This window comes from Methylotuvimicrobium sp. KM1, from assembly GCF_044788715.1.
In the GTDB taxonomy this organism is placed as follows: Bacteria; Pseudomonadota; Gammaproteobacteria; order Methylococcales; family Methylomonadaceae; genus Methylotuvimicrobium.
This window is the reverse complement of sequence record NZ_CP173170.1, coordinates 4,095,562-4,114,017: the sequence shown is the minus strand read 5'-3', so window position 1 is coordinate 4,114,017 and position 18,456 is coordinate 4,095,562. Positions and strand designations below refer to the sequence as shown.

Annotated in this window: 17 protein-coding genes and 1 tRNA gene; 13 read left to right on the top strand and 5 right to left on the bottom strand. The window is 49.2% G+C overall.

The genetic code is table 11. From position 1 onward, the window contains the following. Positions 1 to 156: 156 nt before the first annotated feature. The 10 genes from ybgC (at position 157) to ACINK7_RS17635 (ending at position 8,169) form a co-directional block, all read left to right on the top strand. A complete protein-coding gene (gene ybgC / locus ACINK7_RS17680) occupies positions 157 to 561 on the top strand; it encodes a tol-pal system-associated acyl-CoA thioesterase (RefSeq protein WP_404357292.1) in 405 nt (134 codons plus the stop codon). Then, the gene (gene tolQ / locus ACINK7_RS17675; protein WP_404357290.1) at positions 551 to 1,228 is read left to right on the top strand and encodes a protein TolQ; all 678 of its coding nucleotides are present in this window, start codon (positions 551 to 553) and stop codon (positions 1,226 to 1,228) included. Before ybgC ends, tolQ begins: the two co-directional genes overlap by 11 nt. Continuing rightward, positions 1,225 to 1,653, top strand: coding sequence for a protein TolR (tolR, locus tag ACINK7_RS17670; RefSeq protein WP_404357288.1), 429 nt, complete (start codon positions 1,225 to 1,227; stop codon positions 1,651 to 1,653). Before tolQ ends, tolR begins: the two co-directional genes overlap by 4 nt. Positions 1,654 to 1,658: 5 nt before the next feature. Then, the gene (tolA, locus tag ACINK7_RS17665; RefSeq protein WP_404357286.1) at positions 1,659 to 3,224 is read left to right on the top strand and encodes a cell envelope integrity protein TolA; all 1,566 of its coding nucleotides are present in this window, start codon (positions 1,659 to 1,661) and stop codon (positions 3,222 to 3,224) included. A gap of 724 nt (positions 3,225 to 3,948) precedes the next feature. After that, entirely contained in the window at positions 3,949 to 5,211 is a 1,263-nt protein-coding gene (gene tolB, locus ACINK7_RS17660) for a Tol-Pal system beta propeller repeat protein TolB (protein WP_404357285.1), read from the top strand. Between the two features lie 87 nt (positions 5,212 to 5,298). Next, positions 5,299 to 5,898, top strand: a complete 600-nt coding sequence (gene pal, locus ACINK7_RS17655; protein ID WP_404357284.1) for a peptidoglycan-associated lipoprotein Pal — start codon at positions 5,299 to 5,301, stop codon at positions 5,896 to 5,898. After that, positions 5,898 to 6,716 (top strand): tol-pal system protein YbgF, encoded by an 819-nt coding sequence (ybgF, locus tag ACINK7_RS17650; protein ID WP_404357282.1) that lies wholly within the window; start codon positions 5,898 to 5,900, stop codon positions 6,714 to 6,716. Before pal ends, ybgF begins: the two co-directional genes overlap by 1 nt. 2 nt (positions 6,717 to 6,718) lie before the next feature. Next, positions 6,719 to 7,360, top strand: coding sequence for a 7-carboxy-7-deazaguanine synthase QueE (queE, locus tag ACINK7_RS17645; protein WP_404357280.1), 642 nt, complete (start codon positions 6,719 to 6,721; stop codon positions 7,358 to 7,360). Positions 7,361 to 7,365: 5 nt separating this feature from the next. Next, positions 7,366 to 8,043 (top strand): 7-cyano-7-deazaguanine synthase QueC, encoded by a 678-nt coding sequence (gene queC, locus ACINK7_RS17640; RefSeq protein WP_404357278.1) that lies wholly within the window; start codon positions 7,366 to 7,368, stop codon positions 8,041 to 8,043. Positions 8,044 to 8,093: 50 nt separating this feature from the next. Beyond that, positions 8,094 to 8,169 (top strand) — tRNA-Lys (locus ACINK7_RS17635). Between the two features lie 24 nt (positions 8,170 to 8,193). On the opposite strand, the gene ACINK7_RS17630 is transcribed toward ACINK7_RS17635, so the two are convergent. Both ACINK7_RS17630 and ACINK7_RS17625 read right to left on the bottom strand, forming a co-directional pair. Beyond that, on the bottom strand, positions 8,194 to 9,240 hold the full coding sequence (locus tag ACINK7_RS17630; protein ID WP_404357276.1) for a tyrosine-type recombinase/integrase: 1,047 nt from the start codon (positions 9,238 to 9,240) through the stop codon (positions 8,194 to 8,196). After that, positions 9,126 to 9,440, bottom strand: a complete 315-nt coding sequence (locus tag ACINK7_RS17625; protein WP_404357274.1) for a helix-turn-helix domain-containing protein — start codon at positions 9,438 to 9,440, stop codon at positions 9,126 to 9,128. The genes ACINK7_RS17630 and ACINK7_RS17625 overlap by 115 nt, the downstream gene beginning before the upstream one ends. Positions 9,441 to 10,807: 1,367 nt before the next feature. Here ACINK7_RS17625 and ACINK7_RS17620 point away from each other — a divergent pair. From ACINK7_RS17620 to ACINK7_RS17610, 3 genes are read left to right on the top strand one after another with little or no spacing between them, the layout of a single operon-like run. Continuing rightward, positions 10,808 to 12,868: a TonB-dependent receptor plug domain-containing protein gene (locus ACINK7_RS17620; protein ID WP_404357272.1), complete on the top strand. Its 2,061-nt coding sequence runs from the start codon at positions 10,808 to 10,810 to the stop codon at positions 12,866 to 12,868. Further along, the gene (locus ACINK7_RS17615; protein ID WP_404357270.1) at positions 12,865 to 14,217 is read left to right on the top strand and encodes a cytochrome P450; all 1,353 of its coding nucleotides are present in this window, start codon (positions 12,865 to 12,867) and stop codon (positions 14,215 to 14,217) included. Before ACINK7_RS17620 ends, ACINK7_RS17615 begins: the two co-directional genes overlap by 4 nt. Beyond that, entirely contained in the window at positions 14,214 to 15,137 is a 924-nt protein-coding gene (locus ACINK7_RS17610) for a response regulator (protein ID WP_404357268.1), read from the top strand. The genes ACINK7_RS17615 and ACINK7_RS17610 overlap by 4 nt, the downstream gene beginning before the upstream one ends. On the opposite strand, the gene ACINK7_RS17605 is transcribed toward ACINK7_RS17610, so the two are convergent. From ACINK7_RS17605 to ACINK7_RS17595, 3 genes are read right to left on the bottom strand one after another with little or no spacing between them, the layout of a single operon-like run. Continuing rightward, positions 15,106 to 16,617 (bottom strand): ATP-binding protein, encoded by a 1,512-nt coding sequence (locus ACINK7_RS17605; RefSeq protein ID WP_404357266.1) that lies wholly within the window; start codon positions 16,615 to 16,617, stop codon positions 15,106 to 15,108. The genes ACINK7_RS17610 and ACINK7_RS17605 overlap by 32 nt on opposite strands. 1 nt (position 16,618) lies before the next feature. Then, positions 16,619 to 17,509, bottom strand: coding sequence for a hypothetical protein (locus tag ACINK7_RS17600; RefSeq protein ID WP_404357265.1), 891 nt, complete (start codon positions 17,507 to 17,509; stop codon positions 16,619 to 16,621). Beyond that, a complete protein-coding gene (locus ACINK7_RS17595; protein WP_404357263.1) occupies positions 17,490 to 18,431 on the bottom strand; it encodes a hypothetical protein in 942 nt (313 codons plus the stop codon). The genes ACINK7_RS17600 and ACINK7_RS17595 overlap by 20 nt, the downstream gene beginning before the upstream one ends. Positions 18,432 to 18,456: the final 25 nt, after the last annotated feature.

The following is an 18,456-nucleotide window of genomic DNA, read 5'->3' as shown; positions in this document are numbered from 1 at the left end:
AAGGTGAAATCGGCGCTTGACAAGTAGTCGAAATGCCGCATCATTTCACTATTCACTATTCACTATTCACTATTCACTATTCACTATTCACTATTCACTATTCACTATTCACGTTCATGCTTTTACACCTCAAATAGACTCTAAACAACCATCTCTATGCACACATTCAATTGGCCCGTTCGGGTTTATTACGAGGATACCGATGCCGGAGGCGTCGTTTTCTATGCGAATTATTTAAAATTTTTCGAGCGGGCGCGAACCGAAATGCTGCGATCAATGGGGTTTGAGCAAGATCGCTTGATCGACGAGCAAGGCATTATTTTTGTTGTACGCTCGGTTCAGATCGATTATTTAATGCCCGCGCGCTTCAACGAGCAAATAAATGTCAGCGCCATAGTGACTTTAGCTAAAAAAGCCAGTCTAATATTCGAGCAAACCATTACCCGAGGAAGTGATGTGTTATGTACCGGAACGGTACGTATCGCTTGCTTGGATTCCAAAAACATGAGGCCCAAAGCCATACCTGACATTTTATTAGAGCCATTACATAATGAATGCTGATTTATCCTTGTTTCATTTAATTAAAGAAGCCAGTTTTATTGTTCAACTGGTGATGTTGATCTTAGTTGTCGCGTCAGTTGTTTCTTGGACTTATATTTTTTCGAAAACTAGGGAGCTTGCTAAAGCGACCGATATCGTGGATGAATTTGAAGAGGAGTTTTGGTCGGGTGTCGAGCTTAGCGATTTATATAAAAGACTGACCGATGCCGATTTCGAACCGGAAGGTATCGAAAAAATTTTTCTAGCGGGTTACCGAGAGTATTCGAGGATGCGGAAAAAAGCCGGTATTGATCCCGAAATTCAAGTCGAGAATGCGCAGCGCGCGATGAAGATCGAGTTAAACCGCGAACTGGAAAGACTCGACGAACATTTGCCTTTTTTGGCGACGGTCGGATCGATTAGCCCGTATGTCGGTTTGTTCGGTACGGTTTGGGGAATCATGAATTCATTTCGTTCATTGGGTAATGTGCAACAAGCAACCTTGGCTCAAGTCGCTCCGGGCATCGCCGAGGCATTGATAGCCACTGCGATGGGTTTGTTTGCCGCTATTCCTGCTGTAATTGCCTACAACCGTTTTGCCAGTCGTTTGGATCGTTTGATCGGGCGGTATGAACTCTTTATCGATGAATTTGTCGTTTTATTGCAAAGGCAGGCACACAGTCAATGAGCAGCAGACAATCAGGCCGCAGAAAGCCTAAAGCCGAGATCAATGTCGTTCCTTACATCGACGTGACTTTGGTGTTGTTGATTATTTTCATGGTGACTGCGCCGATGCTTCAGACCGGGGTCGAAGTCGATTTGCCGCAAGCAGACACCGAGACTGCTGAGCAGCAGAGCGATCCGCCGGTAATCGTGTCTATCGATCGCGAAGGGCGTTTCTATGTAGATATGGCTGGACAGGAAAGCCAGGAGATGGGCGCCGATGAAATGACGGCCACGGTTGCCGATGTGCTTAGGGATAAACCGGCAATACAAGTATTTATTCGAGGTGATCAGTTTGTCGATTATGGCAAAGTCATCAGTGCAATGGCGGCCTTAAAAAATGCGGGAGTCCCTAAAGTAGGATTAATGACACAGCCATATCAGCATTAATACGTATGATTAGGAAACGTAAATTAACCGGGCCTTTTATCCTAGCCCTGACTCTGCACGTTCTGCTTCTTGGCGTATTCATGCTGAGCTTCGATTCGACATCTCCGGTGTTTGAGACCGGTCCTGCGCCCGAGATTATTGAAGCGATGGTGATCGATGAATCGTTGATTCAGGCTGAGGCGGAGCGACTGAAGACACAACAAAATAAACTGCTCGAGTCGCAACGCCAAATAGAAGAAGCCCAGCGGCAAGAGGACGAAAAGCTTAAGCAACAGCAATTGGTCGAGCAGCAAAAAAAAATGGCTGCCGAAAAACTAAAGTCCGAACAAGTAGCTGCGGAGAAACGTAAAGCCGAGGAAGCGGCCAAACAAAAAGCGGCCGCGGAAAAACTAAAGGCCGAACAAGTGGCCGCAGAGAAGCGTAAAGCGGAAGAAGCCACCAAACAAAAAGCCGAAGCCGAACGTGTCGCGTCCGAGAAACGCAAAGCCGAGGAAGTGGCCAAGCAAAAAACTGAAGCCGAGCGAGTCGCGGCCGAGAAGCGTAAAGCCGAGGAAGCGGCGAAACAAAAAGCGGCTGCGGACAAACTAAAGGCCGAACAAGTGGCCGCAGAGAAGCGTAAAGCAGAAGAAGCCGCCAAACAAAAAGCCGAAGCCGAACGTGTAGCGGCCGAGAAACGTAAAGCCGAGGAAGCGGTCAAGCAAAAAGTGGCAGCGGAGAAGGCAAAGGCTGAACAAGTGGCCGCAGAGAAGCGTAAAGCGAAAGAAGCGGCCAAGCAAAAAGCCGAAGCCGAACGTGTCGCGGCCGAGAAACGCAAGGCCGATGAAGCGGCGAAACAAAAAGTGGCAGCGGAGAAGGCAAAGGCTGAACAAGTGGCCGCAGAGAAGCGTAAAGCGGAAGAAGCGGCCAAGCAAAAAGCCGAAGCCGAACGTGTCGCGGCCGAAAAACGCAAGGCCGATGAAGCGGCGAAACAAAAGGCAGCAGCGGAAAAACTAAAGGCCGAACAATTAGCCGCAGAGAAGCGCAAGGCTGAGGAAGCCGCTAAACAAAAAGCCGAAGCCGAGCGTGTAGCAGCAGAAAAGCGTAAGGCAGAAGAGGCGGCGGCCGAAAAGCGCCGACAAGAAGAATTGGCGAGGCAAAAAGCCGAAGCAGAAAAGCGAGAGGCCGAGCGGTTATCGGAATTGGCTAGACAGCAAGCAGAAAAATTGCGACAGGAAGAAGAGGCTAGAAAGCTGGCTGCAGCGGCAGCCGAAGAAGCTAGAAAACAAGCCGAAGCTAAACGTCAGCAAGAATTAAGCGATGCTAAAAATAAAGCGATAGCGGAAATTAGAACTAAAGTCGAAAGAAGCTGGATTCGACCGGTTTCGTCGCAAGGACAATTAAAATGTACAATTCGGGTCAATTTACTTTCAGATGGCACGGTAATGGATGCATCGGTTGTGTCAAGCAGTGGTGATCCGGCGTTTGACCGATCTGCTGAAAATGCGGTTAAAAAGGCATCGCCATTAACATTTCCCAAAGAGCTCTATGCGTCGTTCAGAAGCTTTACGTTCATATTTTGTCCGGGATGTTGAAAACTCTACCTGATTAGCAAGATGCTTCAGCTTGCCGAAGCCAAGTGTCCGAGCAGGGGCTAGTCGTAGTCGCAAAAACTAAAATATGCTGTTACCCAAGCTCCAGCTTGGGTAACCTGTTCAGGAAGCTCTAGCTTCCCGACAATCAAGAAAGATTGAACGAGCGAGTCGGGGTTGATTGAGAATGTGCGGAGGTTGTGTCGGTCTCAGGAAGCTCTTGCCCAGAGCCCTTCGGCTGAGCTCAGGAGAGCCTTGTCGAAGGCTTGCCCTGAGCTTGTCGAAGGGGGAGCTTCCGGGGTGTCTTTCCCAAGCTGGAGCTTGGGAAAGAGCGTGATGTGGGGTGGCCGTTTTAGCTTGACGCGCATGGCTTGCGAACCCCGTCCTGCTAAGGATATGCTGATCTTTGGGCTTTAGCTGAAGAAACTTGCTAATCAGGAAACTCTATGCCCATCGTAGATGAGAATTTGGCCCCGGGGTGCCCGTCAAAGGACGCCGTAAATACGTCCATATAGGCTCTATGCCAGCTCTATGGATGGCGTGAATGTCGATTTTGCAGGAGCAAAAATCGACCTAGCACCCCGGGGAACTCCTCCGGCACTGCCGAAATTTGAAGTGCGAAAGGTATACGGTTGAAACAATTGAAAACAGCGATGGGTGCAACCATCCAAATGATTACAGGTATTAAGAGGTAAACGTGCTTTATTCGATAAGAAATTTTACGCTTTTGAGTTTCATCGCGTTGTATGCATCGCTTAGCCATGCTGAATTAACCATTCAAATTACTAAAGGTTCGGAAAAAGCGATGCCGATCGCGATCGTGCCGTTTGGCGGACAAGCGGGGCAGGCAGCTATTCCGGTCGATATCGCCGAGGTCGTGGATAACGATTTAAATCGTAGCGGTTATTTCAATACTTTGCCGCGCAAGGATATGTTGACGAAGCCGACAAGGCCGGAGGAAGTGCGCTTCCGTAATTGGCAGGTATTGGGTCAAGACTATTTGGTGGTCGGTCAAGTCATACCGGAAGGCGGAAGGTATAATATTAATTTTCAATTGTTCGATGTTTATAAAAACGAACAAATGCTGGGTTATCGGATGACGGTTCCGAGTAACGAACTGCGTAAGTCGGCTCATCATATTAGCGATCTGATTTTTGAAAAGCTAATCGGTAAGAAAGGCGATTTTAGCGGACGTATTGCCTATGTTACGGTCAATAAAGAGCCGAACGGAAGGAGAAAATATAATCTGGAAGTGGCTGATGCCGATGGTTATGGACCTAGGGCGGTAGCGGCTTCCTATGAACCGATTATGTCTCCGACGTGGTCTCCCGATGGAAGGATGCTTGCTTATGTATCGTTTGAAAGCAAGTCGTCAGCGATTTATGTGCAAGAGCTGGCGACCGGTAAACGGACCCGAGTGGCCGATTTCCGCGGCATCAACGGCGCGCCGGCCTGGTCGCCGGATGGTTCTAAGTTGGCGTTGACGCTATCGAAGGATGGTAGTCCCGATATCTTTACATTGGATTTATCCTCGCGCTCGCTGACTAAGTTGTCTACCGGTTATTCGATCGATACTGAGCCTGTATGGTCGCCTGACGGCAACCATATCGTATTTACGTCCGACCGCGGAGGTAAGCCACAACTGTATATGATGCCGGCGCGCGGCGGTCAGGTAAAACGATTGACTTTCGATGGCGCATATAATGCGGGAGCGTCGTTCTCAAGCGACGGTAGTAGTTTGGCAATGGTTCATGGCAACAAAGGCGATTATCGCATAGCGTTGATGGATATGAGGTCGAGAACAATCAACGTGTTGACTGGAGGACCTTTGGACGATGCTCCCAGTTTTTCGCCGAACGGCACCAAAATACTCTATGCCACGAAACAGGGTGGGAGAACGGTTTTATCGGTCGTATCCATCGATGGTAGAATGCAACAAAAATTAGTACTTAACAGCGGTGAGGTGCGTGAACCGGCCTGGTCGCCTTAGCCCGGCAAATGTTGCCAACGGACAATCTGTTGGAAATTAACAAATTATTGTAATATTAGTGGCTTATATTTTTGGAGAAGCACTTAAATGAAATTGAATCAATCAGTCTTGGCGTTGGCAATTGCGGCTGCATTATTAACGGGCTGTAGTTCGGATGACGAAACGGCTACCGATTTCATGGACGGAACGCAGGGCGGTACTGCCGATGCGAGTCTATCCGGTTATGGCGATGGGTCGGGAATATCCGGCTCGGAGACCTATGGCAGTGGCAGTGGCAGTGGGTACGGTAGCGGCAGTGCCGAGTATCCTAACGCGTTTTTAGGATCCGAATTCAACGACCCGTCGAATCCATTGTCGAAAAGCACGATTTATTTCATGTACGACAGCAGTCAGGTACAGCAAGATTTTATTCCGGTGATCGCAGCGCACGCACAATATTTGCTGTCGCATCCAACTAGACGATTGACTTTGGAGGGACATGCCGATGAGCGTGGTTCATCCGAATACAATATCGCATTGGGCGAACAACGAGCCAAGTCGGTCGCTAGAATGATGAAAGTTCAAGGTGTATCGGAAAGCCAATTGCAAGTCGTTAGTTACGGCGAAGAAAAGCCGTCCGTTGACGGACATGATGAATCGGCTCATCAACTGAATCGCCGCGTCGAATTGCTTTACCAGGGTCAATAATGAAATTACGCCTGCTATTATTGTTATCAATTAGCGGTAGCGTATTCGCGCAAAGAATGCCGTTACCGCCGGTGGTCGATAACGCCGCTTATCCAGCCGCTGTTGCCAACGCCCCCAAACCTTCGGCCGCTAGTACGCTCTATGAAATACTGGGCCGCGTCGAACAATTGCAAGTCGAGGTTCAGCAATTGCGTGGGCAAGTGGAAGAGCAGGCGTATACGATCACCGAGTTGAAAAAGCGTCAAAATACGATTTATTCCGATTTGGATCAGCGACTTCAAGCTGTTGAGAGTGCGGGAGTTGGCGCTCAATCCATTCCGGAAACAGCGACTGAGCCGGCTGCTACACCACAATCTGCACCTGCAGTTGCGCCAGTGATACAACAACCGCAATTAGTCCCGTCAAAACCGGAACCGGTAAGGCAGGCAAGTGTCGAGTCCGAAAAGCAGCGTTATCAGCAGGCTTATGAAACTTTGAAAAATGGCCATTACAGTAACGCCATTTCCGAGTTTAAACAATTTTTGACTGATTATCCGGCGGGAGAGTATTCGGATAATGCGCAATATTGGTTAGGCGAGGCTTATAAGGTGAGCCGCGAAGTCAGTTTGTCGCGCGAAGCATTCAATAAGCTCATTTCGAATTATCCGAATAGTCCGAAGGTGAGAGACGGCTTGCTGAAGCTCGGCTATATCGAATTAGAGCAAAATAACATTGCCAAGGCGCGTGAATATTTTACTCGTATTACCGCAACCTATCCCGGCACGACAGCCGCTCATTTAGCGGCCAAAAAATTACAGCAGCTAAATAATAATCAGTAACCGTGTCCTCGTTAAAAATCACTGAGATATTTTATTCGTTACAAGGCGAGTCCAATACTGTCGGCTTGCCGACGGTTTTTATTCGCTTGACCGGATGTCCGTTGAGGTGCGTCTATTGCGATACCGCCTATGCCTTTAGCGGCGGCGAAAGGATGTCGATCGATGAAGTCATCGGCCGCGTCGGCCAATATCGCGCGAAATACGTTACTGTGACCGGCGGCGAGCCTTTGGCTCAATCCGCTTGTCTTGAGTTAATGAGTCGTTTGGCCGATTTGGGTTATCAGGTCTCGATTGAAACTAGCGGAGCGCTCGATGTGTCGAGTATCGACGATCGCATAGTTAAAGTGATGGACTTGAAAACGCCAAGTTCAGGCGAGCTTCACAGAAATCTATTCGATAACATTGAGTATCTGAAAGCCAACGATCAGGTGAAGTTTGTGATCGGCGATGACCATGATTACCAATGGTCGAAGGCCATCATCGATCAATATGGTTTGGACCGGCGCTGTGAATTATTATTTTCACCAACGATGGGGCAGCAGGACCCAAAAGAACTAGCCGAAAAAATACTGAACGATAATTTACCGGTCAGATTCCAGATTCAGTTACATAAACTGTTGTGGAATGACGCGCAAGGGCGTTAAGAATCATGCAAAAAAAAGCGGTCGTTTTATTATCCGGCGGATTGGACTCGATTACTGTATTAGCGCTTGCCCAAAAACAAGGTTACGCCTGTTATGCGCTGAGTTTCGATTACGGCCAAAGACATAATGCCGAATTGCAAGCAGCCAAACGCATAGCGGCGGAATACGGCGTTATCGATCATAAAATTATTCATATCGGGTTAAATGATATTGGCGGTTCTGCCTTGACCGATGAGCACATCGCCGTACCCAGTTCGTTGCAGCCAGGTATACCGGTTACTTATGTGCCGGCCAGAAATACGATTTTTTTATCGTTTGCGTTGGGGTGGGCGGAAGTCCTGAATTCAAGAGATATTTTTATCGGCGTGAATGCAATCGATTATTCCGGTTATCCCGATTGTCGGCCCGAGTTCATCAAAGCTTTTCAATCGCTTGCCGAATTGGCAACCAAGGCTGGCGTAGAAGGTGGGCATTTTTTGGTACATGCCCCATTGATCGAAATGAGTAAAGCGGATATCATACGCACCGGTTCGGAATTAAGCGTCGATTACAGCCAGACAGTATCGTGCTATTCCGCGGATAAATTCGGTAATGCTTGCGGCGTTTGCGATGCATGCAGGCTTCGCAAAGCGGGTTTCGAGTTGGCCGGAATTGAAGATCCGACTCGATATCAAAATAAATAAAAAAAGAGTTGCATAAACCCGAAATATCATTATAATAGTCAATCTTTGTTGGGTCGTTAGCTCAGCTGGTAGAGCACCGCACTTTTAATGCGATGGTCGTGCGTTCGAATCGCACACGACCCACCACTATTTAATAAGTATATCAAGCAGTTATCGAGTACTCGAAACTGCTTTTTTTGTGTCTTCCATTTTTGTGTGCCCAAAAATGTGCCCAGCATTGTCCGAAATGTTGGCCGCATAACCCGCAAGATGTTCAGGAGCTAAATGAGCATAGCGCAAGACCATCTCGTATGTGTTCCACCCGCCCAATTCTTGCAAAATATTGAGTGGGGTTCCATTTTGGACATGCCAGCTTGCCCATGTGTGGCGCAAATCATGCCAACGAAAATTGTCAATTCCTGCACGTTTTAACGCTTTTTTCCAGGCAGCCCCGCCAGCTTTTTTAACGGGGATCCCTTTAAAACTGAAAACGTGAGTTGAATGTTTGCCAATTTGTTGCCGAATGACGGTGATTGCCTCAACGTTAAGAGGAACGCCAATGGCTTTTTTGGCTTTGGCTTGGTCAGGGTGAATCCAAGCAACTTTCCGTTGCATATCGATTTGACTCCATTCCAAGCCGGTCACATTTGCCTCCCGCATGCCGGTCGCCAAGCTGAGCCGCGCCATTGCTTCCAGGTGAGGGGGTAATTCTTGATAGAGACGCTCCGCTTCCGCTTTTGTAATCCAGCGGATACGTTTATCGTCGACCTTTAAGCGGCGTATTGCTGGCGCTTTATCGATCCAGCCCCATTCTCTTTCAGCTTTTCTGAGAACGGCTCTGATGAGCGCCGTAATTCGATTGACTCGCCCGGAAGAAACATCTTTGCTCTTCCCAGAAATAACTTTCTCCACTTCATCCCGAGTGATTTGATTCAATGGCATGCCCCGTAAAAACGGATCCAAATTTCGAAAAATGCAGATATCATCAGCAATCGATTTTTTCTGCGATTCATCGATCCATTTGACGACTGCATCTTCCCAGCAATACTCGGGTTTATGACCTAATTTGATTTGGTCCCAAAGCTGAGCTTTATGTTTGTCTGCTAATTCTTGAGCCTTTCTTCTGTCGGCAGTTTTAGCAGATTGGCGTATTGGGTTGCCGTTGGGGTCAGTGAATTTGTACCACCAGTACTGACTATTCTTTCTTTTAAAGAGCATAGCTTGCTGCCTCCTTGCCCTACATCCTGCTGCGGGCTATGGTAAAGCGAACGAAGCCATTCGAGCAAATCTTCTTCAATAAATACCCAGCATTTTCCCGGTTTGGCACCCGGAATATCACCAGTACGCGTACGTTGAAGTACGGTTTGCGGGTGCATCTTGAGCAATTGAGCGGCTTCAACTAAATCCAATGTTCGCATAACATTCACTTTGGTCGAGATTTCGTACTAGGCCTAGATTTCACTACCAAATTTGCCCCGGATTTACCTATTTTTCGAACGATGAAGGTTCGCCGAAGCTGGTTCGATGATTTTGCAAGCGAGCCTACCGGACAAATTGGGAGTGTCGACGCAGTACTTGAGATGGCTTTAGGGAATATCATGACGATTCTCCACTAGAAAACTACCGAAAACCCTAACAGAGTTTCTATGAGTTGAATTTGTTGAGGGCAATTAGAGCGAATAAGCTGCTGGTCAAGGTATCGTTTTGTGTAACACGCAGCTAAACCTAAAATAAAGTCACTGAGGTAAGGATCAATTAATTTTAAGAAGGTAAGCTCAGTCGATCTTCGACATTGACATTTCTTTTGTTGCTTGATCTTTTTATAGCAAAGAAAACGCATGAACATTTCTCATCCCCACATAATATGGCTGATGTTTTTGTTTCCTTCGGCGGCAGTCTCGTCTTCTCCTGTGATGGTAATGTTGGGATATCAAAAATCATCATGAAGTGTTGAGACGTATCATTCGTTAATTTTTTATGGAAAGCCATATAAAACCCTGACTATTAGGTCAAGGGTTTTTTTGTGTATGAGGCAGAAACTTGGCATGAGTTGGTGTACGAATAATATTGAGACTTCATATTTCAAGTGCTCAGCGTAGAACATCTTCGTCAGTTCTTAAACCTGGGTTCAATTAAGTCCATAAATTCCAGGTATATTGTCAATACAAGTTGTTTCGGATGTGACGGCGTATAAGTTTTATGGCTCTTCTCAACATGTCAATACGACCGACAGTAAATGACGTTATTTTAGAAAGGCCAAAAAATAGACTTTCCATTTTCAGTAATGATTGTGGCTGGCTATGTTGGTTTGATGTAACTTCTCAATAAGCCAGGGATAATTCAAAAACAATGACTTAATAACAGATAAGATCCCGATAAGATTTATAAGATTAATTTTTTATAGTTAAGGAGTAAATCTTTCGTAAACTATTGGCTTGAAAAAATCGATTTGAGATCGCAATTATTGCATTCTAACTTATTGATATAGTTAATGTTGATACTTTTTGAGAAGTTGAGTTTTCATTAAATTATGTTAACGCATGTCTTAAAAATATTGTGGTTTGGCATCTGAAAAATCCAACGCTTTCATCTAAACTAAGTTGCTTTTTTAAAATGACTGGCTATAATCCAAAAAAAGCAATTGTTTTTGAGCAGTTATTGCTTTGCAAATCCATGGCCTACTGCTAAGTTGACTCGGTCATTGCCGTTTGTGTGAATGGTTTGTCTGTTGAATAGGCCTATGTGAGTCGTATCAGTTCCGAACTTTCATTAGGAGCTTACTATCATGACGACAACGCTTAAGGCAGCCTTATCATTTTCACTGGCCTTGCCGCATATCGTTTATTCCGATGAGCTCGATGATTTTCGTCATTTCTATGGCGATGAACAAACGGTAGGTATCGCGACCGGCTATTCCCGTCCCTTGGCCGAATCCCCGTCGGTCGTCACGGTCATCACGGCAGACGACATCAGAAAGAGGGGCGCGGTCTCGATCGAAGAGTTACTGGAAACCGTGCCGGGATTCCATGTGTCTTCGGCCAACGGTTTTGTCCCGGCCTATGTCGTTCGAGGGATTTTTTCGCCACTGAGTTCTCATGTTTTAGTGATGCAGGATGGCGTGCCCGTCAACGATCCGGTCAATTCGGGTAAGCTGTTCAGTTACACGCATCTGACCAAAAATATCTCAAGAATCGAAATCATCCGAGGCCCGGGATCGGCGCTCTACGGCGCGGATGCCTTTGCCGGCGTCATCAATATCATCACCAAAACCGGTCGGGAAATCGGTGGCGGTGAAATCGGCGCGTTGGCCGGCAGTTTCGATAACTATGGCGGCTGGGCATTGTTGGGTAAGCGGTTCGGTGATTTTGATCTGGCTTTTTCAGCCCAAGGCAGAACCGCCCTGGGTCAACAAGAAACCGTTAAAGCCGATGCGCAAACCCGTATGGATCGGCTGTTCAATACGCAGGCCTCATTGGCGCCGGGGCCGATCAATGTTGCGCGTGATGACCTCGATGTGGGTGCGTCGCTGCGCTATCGGGACACGGTCAAATTGCATCTGCGTTATCAGGATTTCGAATCCGCCAATGGCGTGGGCACGACCTTGGCGTTGGATCCTGACGGTTCAATCCGCTATCAATCCTGGACTTCGGGACTCGATTTAAAACAACGGTTTGGCGATTTCGAACCGCAGTTCAATCTGAACTATTTTTTCTACAAAGCCACCGGTCTCAATCATCATTTTCCTGCCGGAGCCTTCGGCGGAACCTTTTTCGATCCGGTGACCTCGACATATCAATATTTTTCTCATACCGTCGATGCGACCTTCAAGACACTCTATGACGGGTTCAAGAATCACCGAGTCACTGTCGGGGCGGGCTATAAATATGCGGTGGCACACGATCTCACCGAAAACCGCAATTTCTTGATCCTGCCGAATAACCTGATCGTACCTGCCGGGCCGTTGCAAAGCACCGACAGTCTCGGGGTCGAAGCGTTATCCGACGATGCGGACCGACACATCGTATTCGGCTTCGTCCAGGATGAATGGAACATTGCCAATGACTGGACCTTGACCACCGGGCTCAGGCTCGATCATTATTCCGATTTCGGTTTGACGGCCAATCCCCGGGCCAGTCTGGTTTGGCAGGTCGATCCCTCATTATCGGCCAAACTGATGGTTGGGCGCGCCTTCAGGGCGCCGTCTTTCATCGAACTCTATAGCAATGAGGGTCTGCAATTACGGGGTAATCCGAACCTAAAGCCTGAAACCATCGATACCGTGGAGTTGTCGTTCGCCAAAAAATGGAAATACGGCCTCTCGACCGGTATCAATCTCTTCGGGTATTCCAGCGCCGATCTGATTGCCGAGACGAGTAGCGCGCTACGCACCTTCGAAAATTCCGCCGGAGCGGTCGGTTATGGCTTCGAGTGGCTCGGTCAATACCGATACAATGAAAGTCTGACGTTCGATCTCAATTACACCTATCTGCGACTCGAACCGAAGAACAGCGCCCATGACAATTTCATCATCGGAGCACCGCAGCACGATATCTTTGCGCAGATCAACTGGCGATTCTTGAACGATTGGCATGTCAATGTGCGTTCCGATTGGATCATCGGCCGGCAGCGGGCGGCGGGTGATGATCGTGATGCAGTCGGCGATTATGTCCTGGTCGGATTCAATCTGCGCCGCGAGCAGATCATGGACGGCCTGGCGCTCAGCTTCAAGGTCGATAACCTATTCGATGTCAAAGCCCGGCATCCGAGCATCAACAGCCAGGCGGTCCCGTACGATTACCCGATCGCAGGGATCGCCTTTCTCGGGCAAGCGGAGTTAAGCTTTTGAACCGCACAAGCGACCCGCAAAACCGCCTGCGTGAGGCAACGGGACCGAAAGGCTGTCCGGTGACCGGTTCGTTACCGATGCTGGCCTGGAATATCTTGCGGTTTTTTGAACGCGTGACGGCCAACTATGGAGACATCGCTTTATTCACATTAGGCCGAAAGAAGGTCTATCTGATCAGTCACCCGAAAGACTTGGCGACGCTGTTCGCCGGTGAAAGAAAAGGGGGCTACAGTCGGCAATTTTTTCATGAGGCCTACAAGCCGTCGTTCGGCAACGGTATTTTTAACAGTTACGGTGAAACCTGGCAAAAACAGCGCCGGATTCTTCAGCCCTATTTTCAGAAGCGGGCAATCGAAGCCTGGTTTCCGATCCTGCGCGAGGAAACAGAGCTAACGATACAGCGTTTGACAACGCGGCAACAACCGCACATTCATGTGGAACGGGAGATCTTGCCGCTGGTGCAATCGATCATGTGCCGGATACTGTTCGGCAGACCGTTGGACGACGAAGATTCTCAGCGCGCCGTGGAAGCGATCAATACGGTCAGTCGCTACAACGTGACTCGCTCGATATCGGCATTCATTTTGAACGGCGTATTTAACCGCCTGCCCACGCCCGGTAACCGAAAATTTCATCAAGCGCTCGATGACATCGATCGGACCCTGACTAACTTACGGCTCAAGGCCGAGCAAGCCGGCGATGACAGCAGTTTGATCGCCCAATTGGCGCCGCATTTCGATGCGCAGGAACTGCGTGATCATTTGTTCACGTTGTTTTTCGGCGGGCAGGATACCACCGTCAACGCTATCGCCTTTACGCTCTATTATTTGGGCAAGCATCCGATGATACAGCAACGGGCCGCGGCCGAAGTCAAGTCCGTTCTGGGATGCACAGGGCAACTGACCTATCAAGACTTGAAACGGCTTCCTTATACCGACAGCGTCATCAATGAATCGATGCGATTGGCGCCGCCGGCCTATGCCGCCTACCGCGATGTCATCGGCGACCGGCAACTGAGGGATGTCCGCATTCATGATCGGTCACTGCTCGTGTTTTCGCCGTATCTGACCCATCGTCATCCCGACTTTTGGCCGGATCCCGAGCGCTTCGACCCGGAACGCTTCATGAGCGGTTCCGCGCAGGAACGATTCGCCTTTATGCCCTACGGCGGCGGCATGCGTACCTGTCTGGGCTTGAACCTGGCACGCGTGGAAATCCTAACCGTGGTGGCTTTATTGCTGCAGCATTTTCAATGGACCTTGCCGCAAGATTTCCAAGTGAAGTTCGTTCCACACATGACACTGAAGGCCCGCAAGGGTATCACGATCCAATGCGCGAAAAGAACATGAAACTCCTGGTGGCCTCCAGTTTCGGTGATCTCACGGCGCAAGTCGAAAGACAGCTCCGCATTGACGGGATTGCCGCCGATCTGACGCCGGGCCAATCGACCGATGAGCTGGTAGAGGCCTTGTTGGAACATCGTTACGACGGCTTGATAGCCGATTATACGTTCCATGACATCGATATCTGGAAGCTGTCGACCCTGGTTCGTTCCGGCCGATTCGCCGATCCAGCGGTGCCGATCTATCTGATTCAAGAAAGCTGCGAGACTGAAATTCCCCGTATCTTGGCCAATGAATACCGATTCAAGGTCGCTCCTTTGGACCAATTGGCACGGATGCTCATAACCCCGCCGGACCTCGATGCGTTCAAGCCGACCCTGTTGATCATCGAAGACGAACCGGATGCCGCCAATATTGCTTTTCATGCATTGGCGGATGATTATCGGATCGATATGGCGAAAGAGGGACGACAGGGTTTTGATCTGTGGCTACAGCAACGGCATGATCTGATTCTGTTGGATTTGATGTTACCGGGGCTTTCCGGCGACCGCTTGCTGACCGAAATACTGGCGGTCGACGGCGAGCAGTCGGTCATCATCGTGACCGCCTTTTCCGGCCTGGAAAATCACAAGAACCTACTGATCAATGGTGCCAGCGAGTTTCTCGGCAAGCCGTATTCGTTGATCGAACTGCGTCAAATGTGCCGAACGGTCCATCATCGGGCGCGCTTGGTCACAGAAATTCATTACCGGGAAGACCAATTCAAACTGATCGGCCATCAGCTTTGGCTGTTGGATCATTGTCTAGCCAAAAATGATCAAGTCAATAGTCATCGCGTCATACAACGCATGCAAGCGATCATTCCCGCCCTATCGCCGAGCGACGACGAACAATTCAAGCTTTTGCAATCGGTAGCGTCACGGTAAAGATGCTTCCTGGATTGTTGCTTGTAACGTCGATTTCACCCGACAGCAATTCGCAATACAGTTTGGTGATGGCCAGTCCCAGTCCGGTGCCGCCGGCCGGGCGGCTGAGGCTCATGTCCGCCTGCCAGAAAGGTTCGAAGATTTTATCGCGGTCGGCTTCGGCGATACCGCAGCCGGTATCGTTGACCCGGATGTTCAACTGCGCTCGGTGAATCGACCAGGCGATCTCAATGCGTCCTTGTTGGGTGAATTTATTGGCATTGCTCAACAGATTCATCACGATATGCGCTACCTTGTCTTGATCGGTTTCGATCTCAGTCGCCTCGCCGATCATCTGGATGCGATTGCCGCTGTTTTTCGTAAGCGGTTCAATTTTTTCGACGCATCGCAGTACCAGGTTTCGAATATTGAATTTCGCGATGTCGAGTTGGGCTTTACCCGACTCGAGTCGGGCGTAATCGAGGATTTGATTGATCTGATGTTCGAGATTCCGGGCGCAGTCTAAACCCTTGTGCAAAAATCCTTCAGCCTCTTGCCCGTTCGGTCCGTTCAGTGCTTCGAGCGCAAGCTGCGAATAGCCCATGAAAGCGTGCAGCGGCGACTTCATCTCGTGCGACACCGTCGAGATGATCTTGGATTTGTAGCGCGAAGCCGACAATGCGCTTTCCAGCGCCGTTTGTAATTCGGCGGTGCGAGTAGTCACTGTGTCTTCGAGTTCCTCTTCCTGCGCTTCGATCTGATCCAGCATCCGATTCAGACGCTGCTTCAGTTCAACGATCTCCGTGGGACCTTCGAGCGATGTGCGGACGCCGCGACTCCCTTCGCCGGTTTTTTTCATGATGTCGGCTAGTGCCAATAAGGCTCGGGTCCAGACGTCCGAAAAATGTTGAACGGAGACGAATATCAACAGCTCGAATACGATCACACTGGCGATGCTGAGCCAAAGTATCTTGTGGATGACGTTTTCCATTCCTCGTTTCGAAACCGCCAGTTCAACGAAACCGATCAGGGTTTTGTTGGTATTTTCGCTGGGCTCGGGATCGAGAAAATCATGAGTCTCGGGTAAATAATGAATCGGCGCATAAAAGCACCAGGTCCGGGGCAGTTCTAAGACGAAGGGATGATCGATGTGATCGGCGTCGAAGCGGTCTTTAGTCGAAGTGATCGGGCATTCGGTGATTCCTTCGGTCGAAGCCAAGCGCTCGCCGGAGCTCAAATAAATGCCGGTTTTTTCGATCACCGGATCTTTTTTGAAATGATCGACGATTTCGTTTGCCTTGACGGAGGAGGCGAGCGTGACGCTGAATTTCGACGAATGGGCGAAAGTCTCGGTGTATTCCTGCCAATAATGAATAGTGTATTGGCGAGTATAGTTCGAGACAGCCCAGTAAATAGTGAGCAGCATGACCGTCGAAGCCAATGCAATCGCAAGCAGGACCGTGAGACTGAAGCGTTGGCGAAGATTGAGTGAGCGGATCACGTCATTTGACCTGTAATGGGGTGCGGCTCAAGACTTGGGGTGCAAAAGAGAGTCCTAAGTGCTTGGCGACGGTGGGATTCAAGGCGATGTGGATGTGGGTCAGGCTTTCAAAGCCCGGTCCTGGGTGTTGGATCGTGAAATCACCGATTTGCCGGCCCATCCCGATGTTGTCAGGATAAAAAACCATCAACACGCCTTGATTCAAATGAGCCAGGTTGGTGGACAATAGAATAATTTTTTTTTGCCAGGCCAATTGCGCCAATTCGTACAGAATATCCCGGTCCAGCTGGCTGGGGAGAATGATGGCATCGGTTTTCGGATCGGCTTGTTCCAGTAACTGCCATAATTGGCGGGAATTGATCAATGGATCTTCATGAAGCTCAGGTACGATAGCCGGTTGGCCTCGTAGGCTCGCGGGGTAAATCCTGATATGCAATTGCCGAGGTGAGCCAACGACAAATACCCGTCGTAGGGAAGGGAGGATGGTTTTGATTTCTTGGAGCAGTCTACGGCTATCGATGGCAAGAGTGACGCCCGCGAATTCATCGGGTTCGAATAAGGCGCCGGCCACGATCATTTTGTCGCGATGGGGGCTCGAGGCGATTCTGTCGGCAGTCGCTCGACCCAGGACGATGATTCGTTCGGGATTGAATGAATTCAGCACGCTATCGAGCTGCTCCGGTTGCATACGCTGATCGACGGTTAAGGGTGTACTGTCCGGTAGCGTCTGCTCGATGCCTTCGATAATGGCGTCGAAAATCCGTTGAGTCGGTGCTTTGACTTGGGGAAAGATAATGATCGTGCGGGTGGATTCCGCATGGCAAACGGAAGCGATGATCGATAAAATCATCAAGGCGGCAGCGATTACACGCCTATAGATCTCTGGCCTCATGAATCGCTTTGATCCTTTTCAATTCTCTGATGAGAGGCTGATAGTCCGCGACGCGCAAGGTATTCTTGGTCCAATACTTGGGAGAGTCGGCGCCATGGTTCCAAAGCATGACCGCCTTGACGGTTTTGCCGCAGAGCTCGACTTGCATGCGTGCCTGGGGTATGCGCTTGTTTTTATAGCTATCGATGACAGTCAGTAAGGCTTCTACCGGATCGAATGATCCATCGGCGGAGACCTTACCTTCCAGTGTATTCAGTCGCCGAAAAAATTCAAGGGTGTTGGGATCGTTCGCGACCATGATTAGCGCGGCTGCCAATACGCCGGTCAAAAACAATTCCGGTTTTAAATTTAAGCTGTCTAAGGCCGTCAATTCCTCTTTCAAGGCGGCGATCGCCTTTTTGATGTCAATTTCCTGTTTTTCCCGAACCGACCGTTTGTCTTGTTGTGCACGCGGCTTGCCGCGCAACGCGATATTCAACGCTTCCGTGATGAAGCCTTGATTGAGGCGTTCCGAGCTAAAGTTCAGGCCTAATTCCTTATAGGTCGCAATCACCAGCTCATGTGGCGGTAATAACTCTAGCCGTTCGTTGTATAGGCGCTGGCGCAGTTTGTCGAATTCTGCTTGGGAGACGTCGTAGATGTCCGCCGTGACCGTCTCGGGTTTTTGGATTGCGCCCGATTTCCATAGCTGCAAGCGTTGCCTGCCGTTTAATTTACACAGCCGATCGCCCTCTACCCGAATCAAGGCGACCGATTGGAGAAAAGGCGATAGCGGCGCAATGCTTTCGATGATCTCCCAATGCCTCGCAATGGCAGCGTCTGCTTGTGAAAAAAACAGAGGCTCTTCGATCGCCAACCATTGCTCGAACGGAAGGGTGATGCGCTCGACATTAAAAGAAATTGAGTCCTTCGTGTGATTCATTATTGTTTTTTTATAAAATATAAAC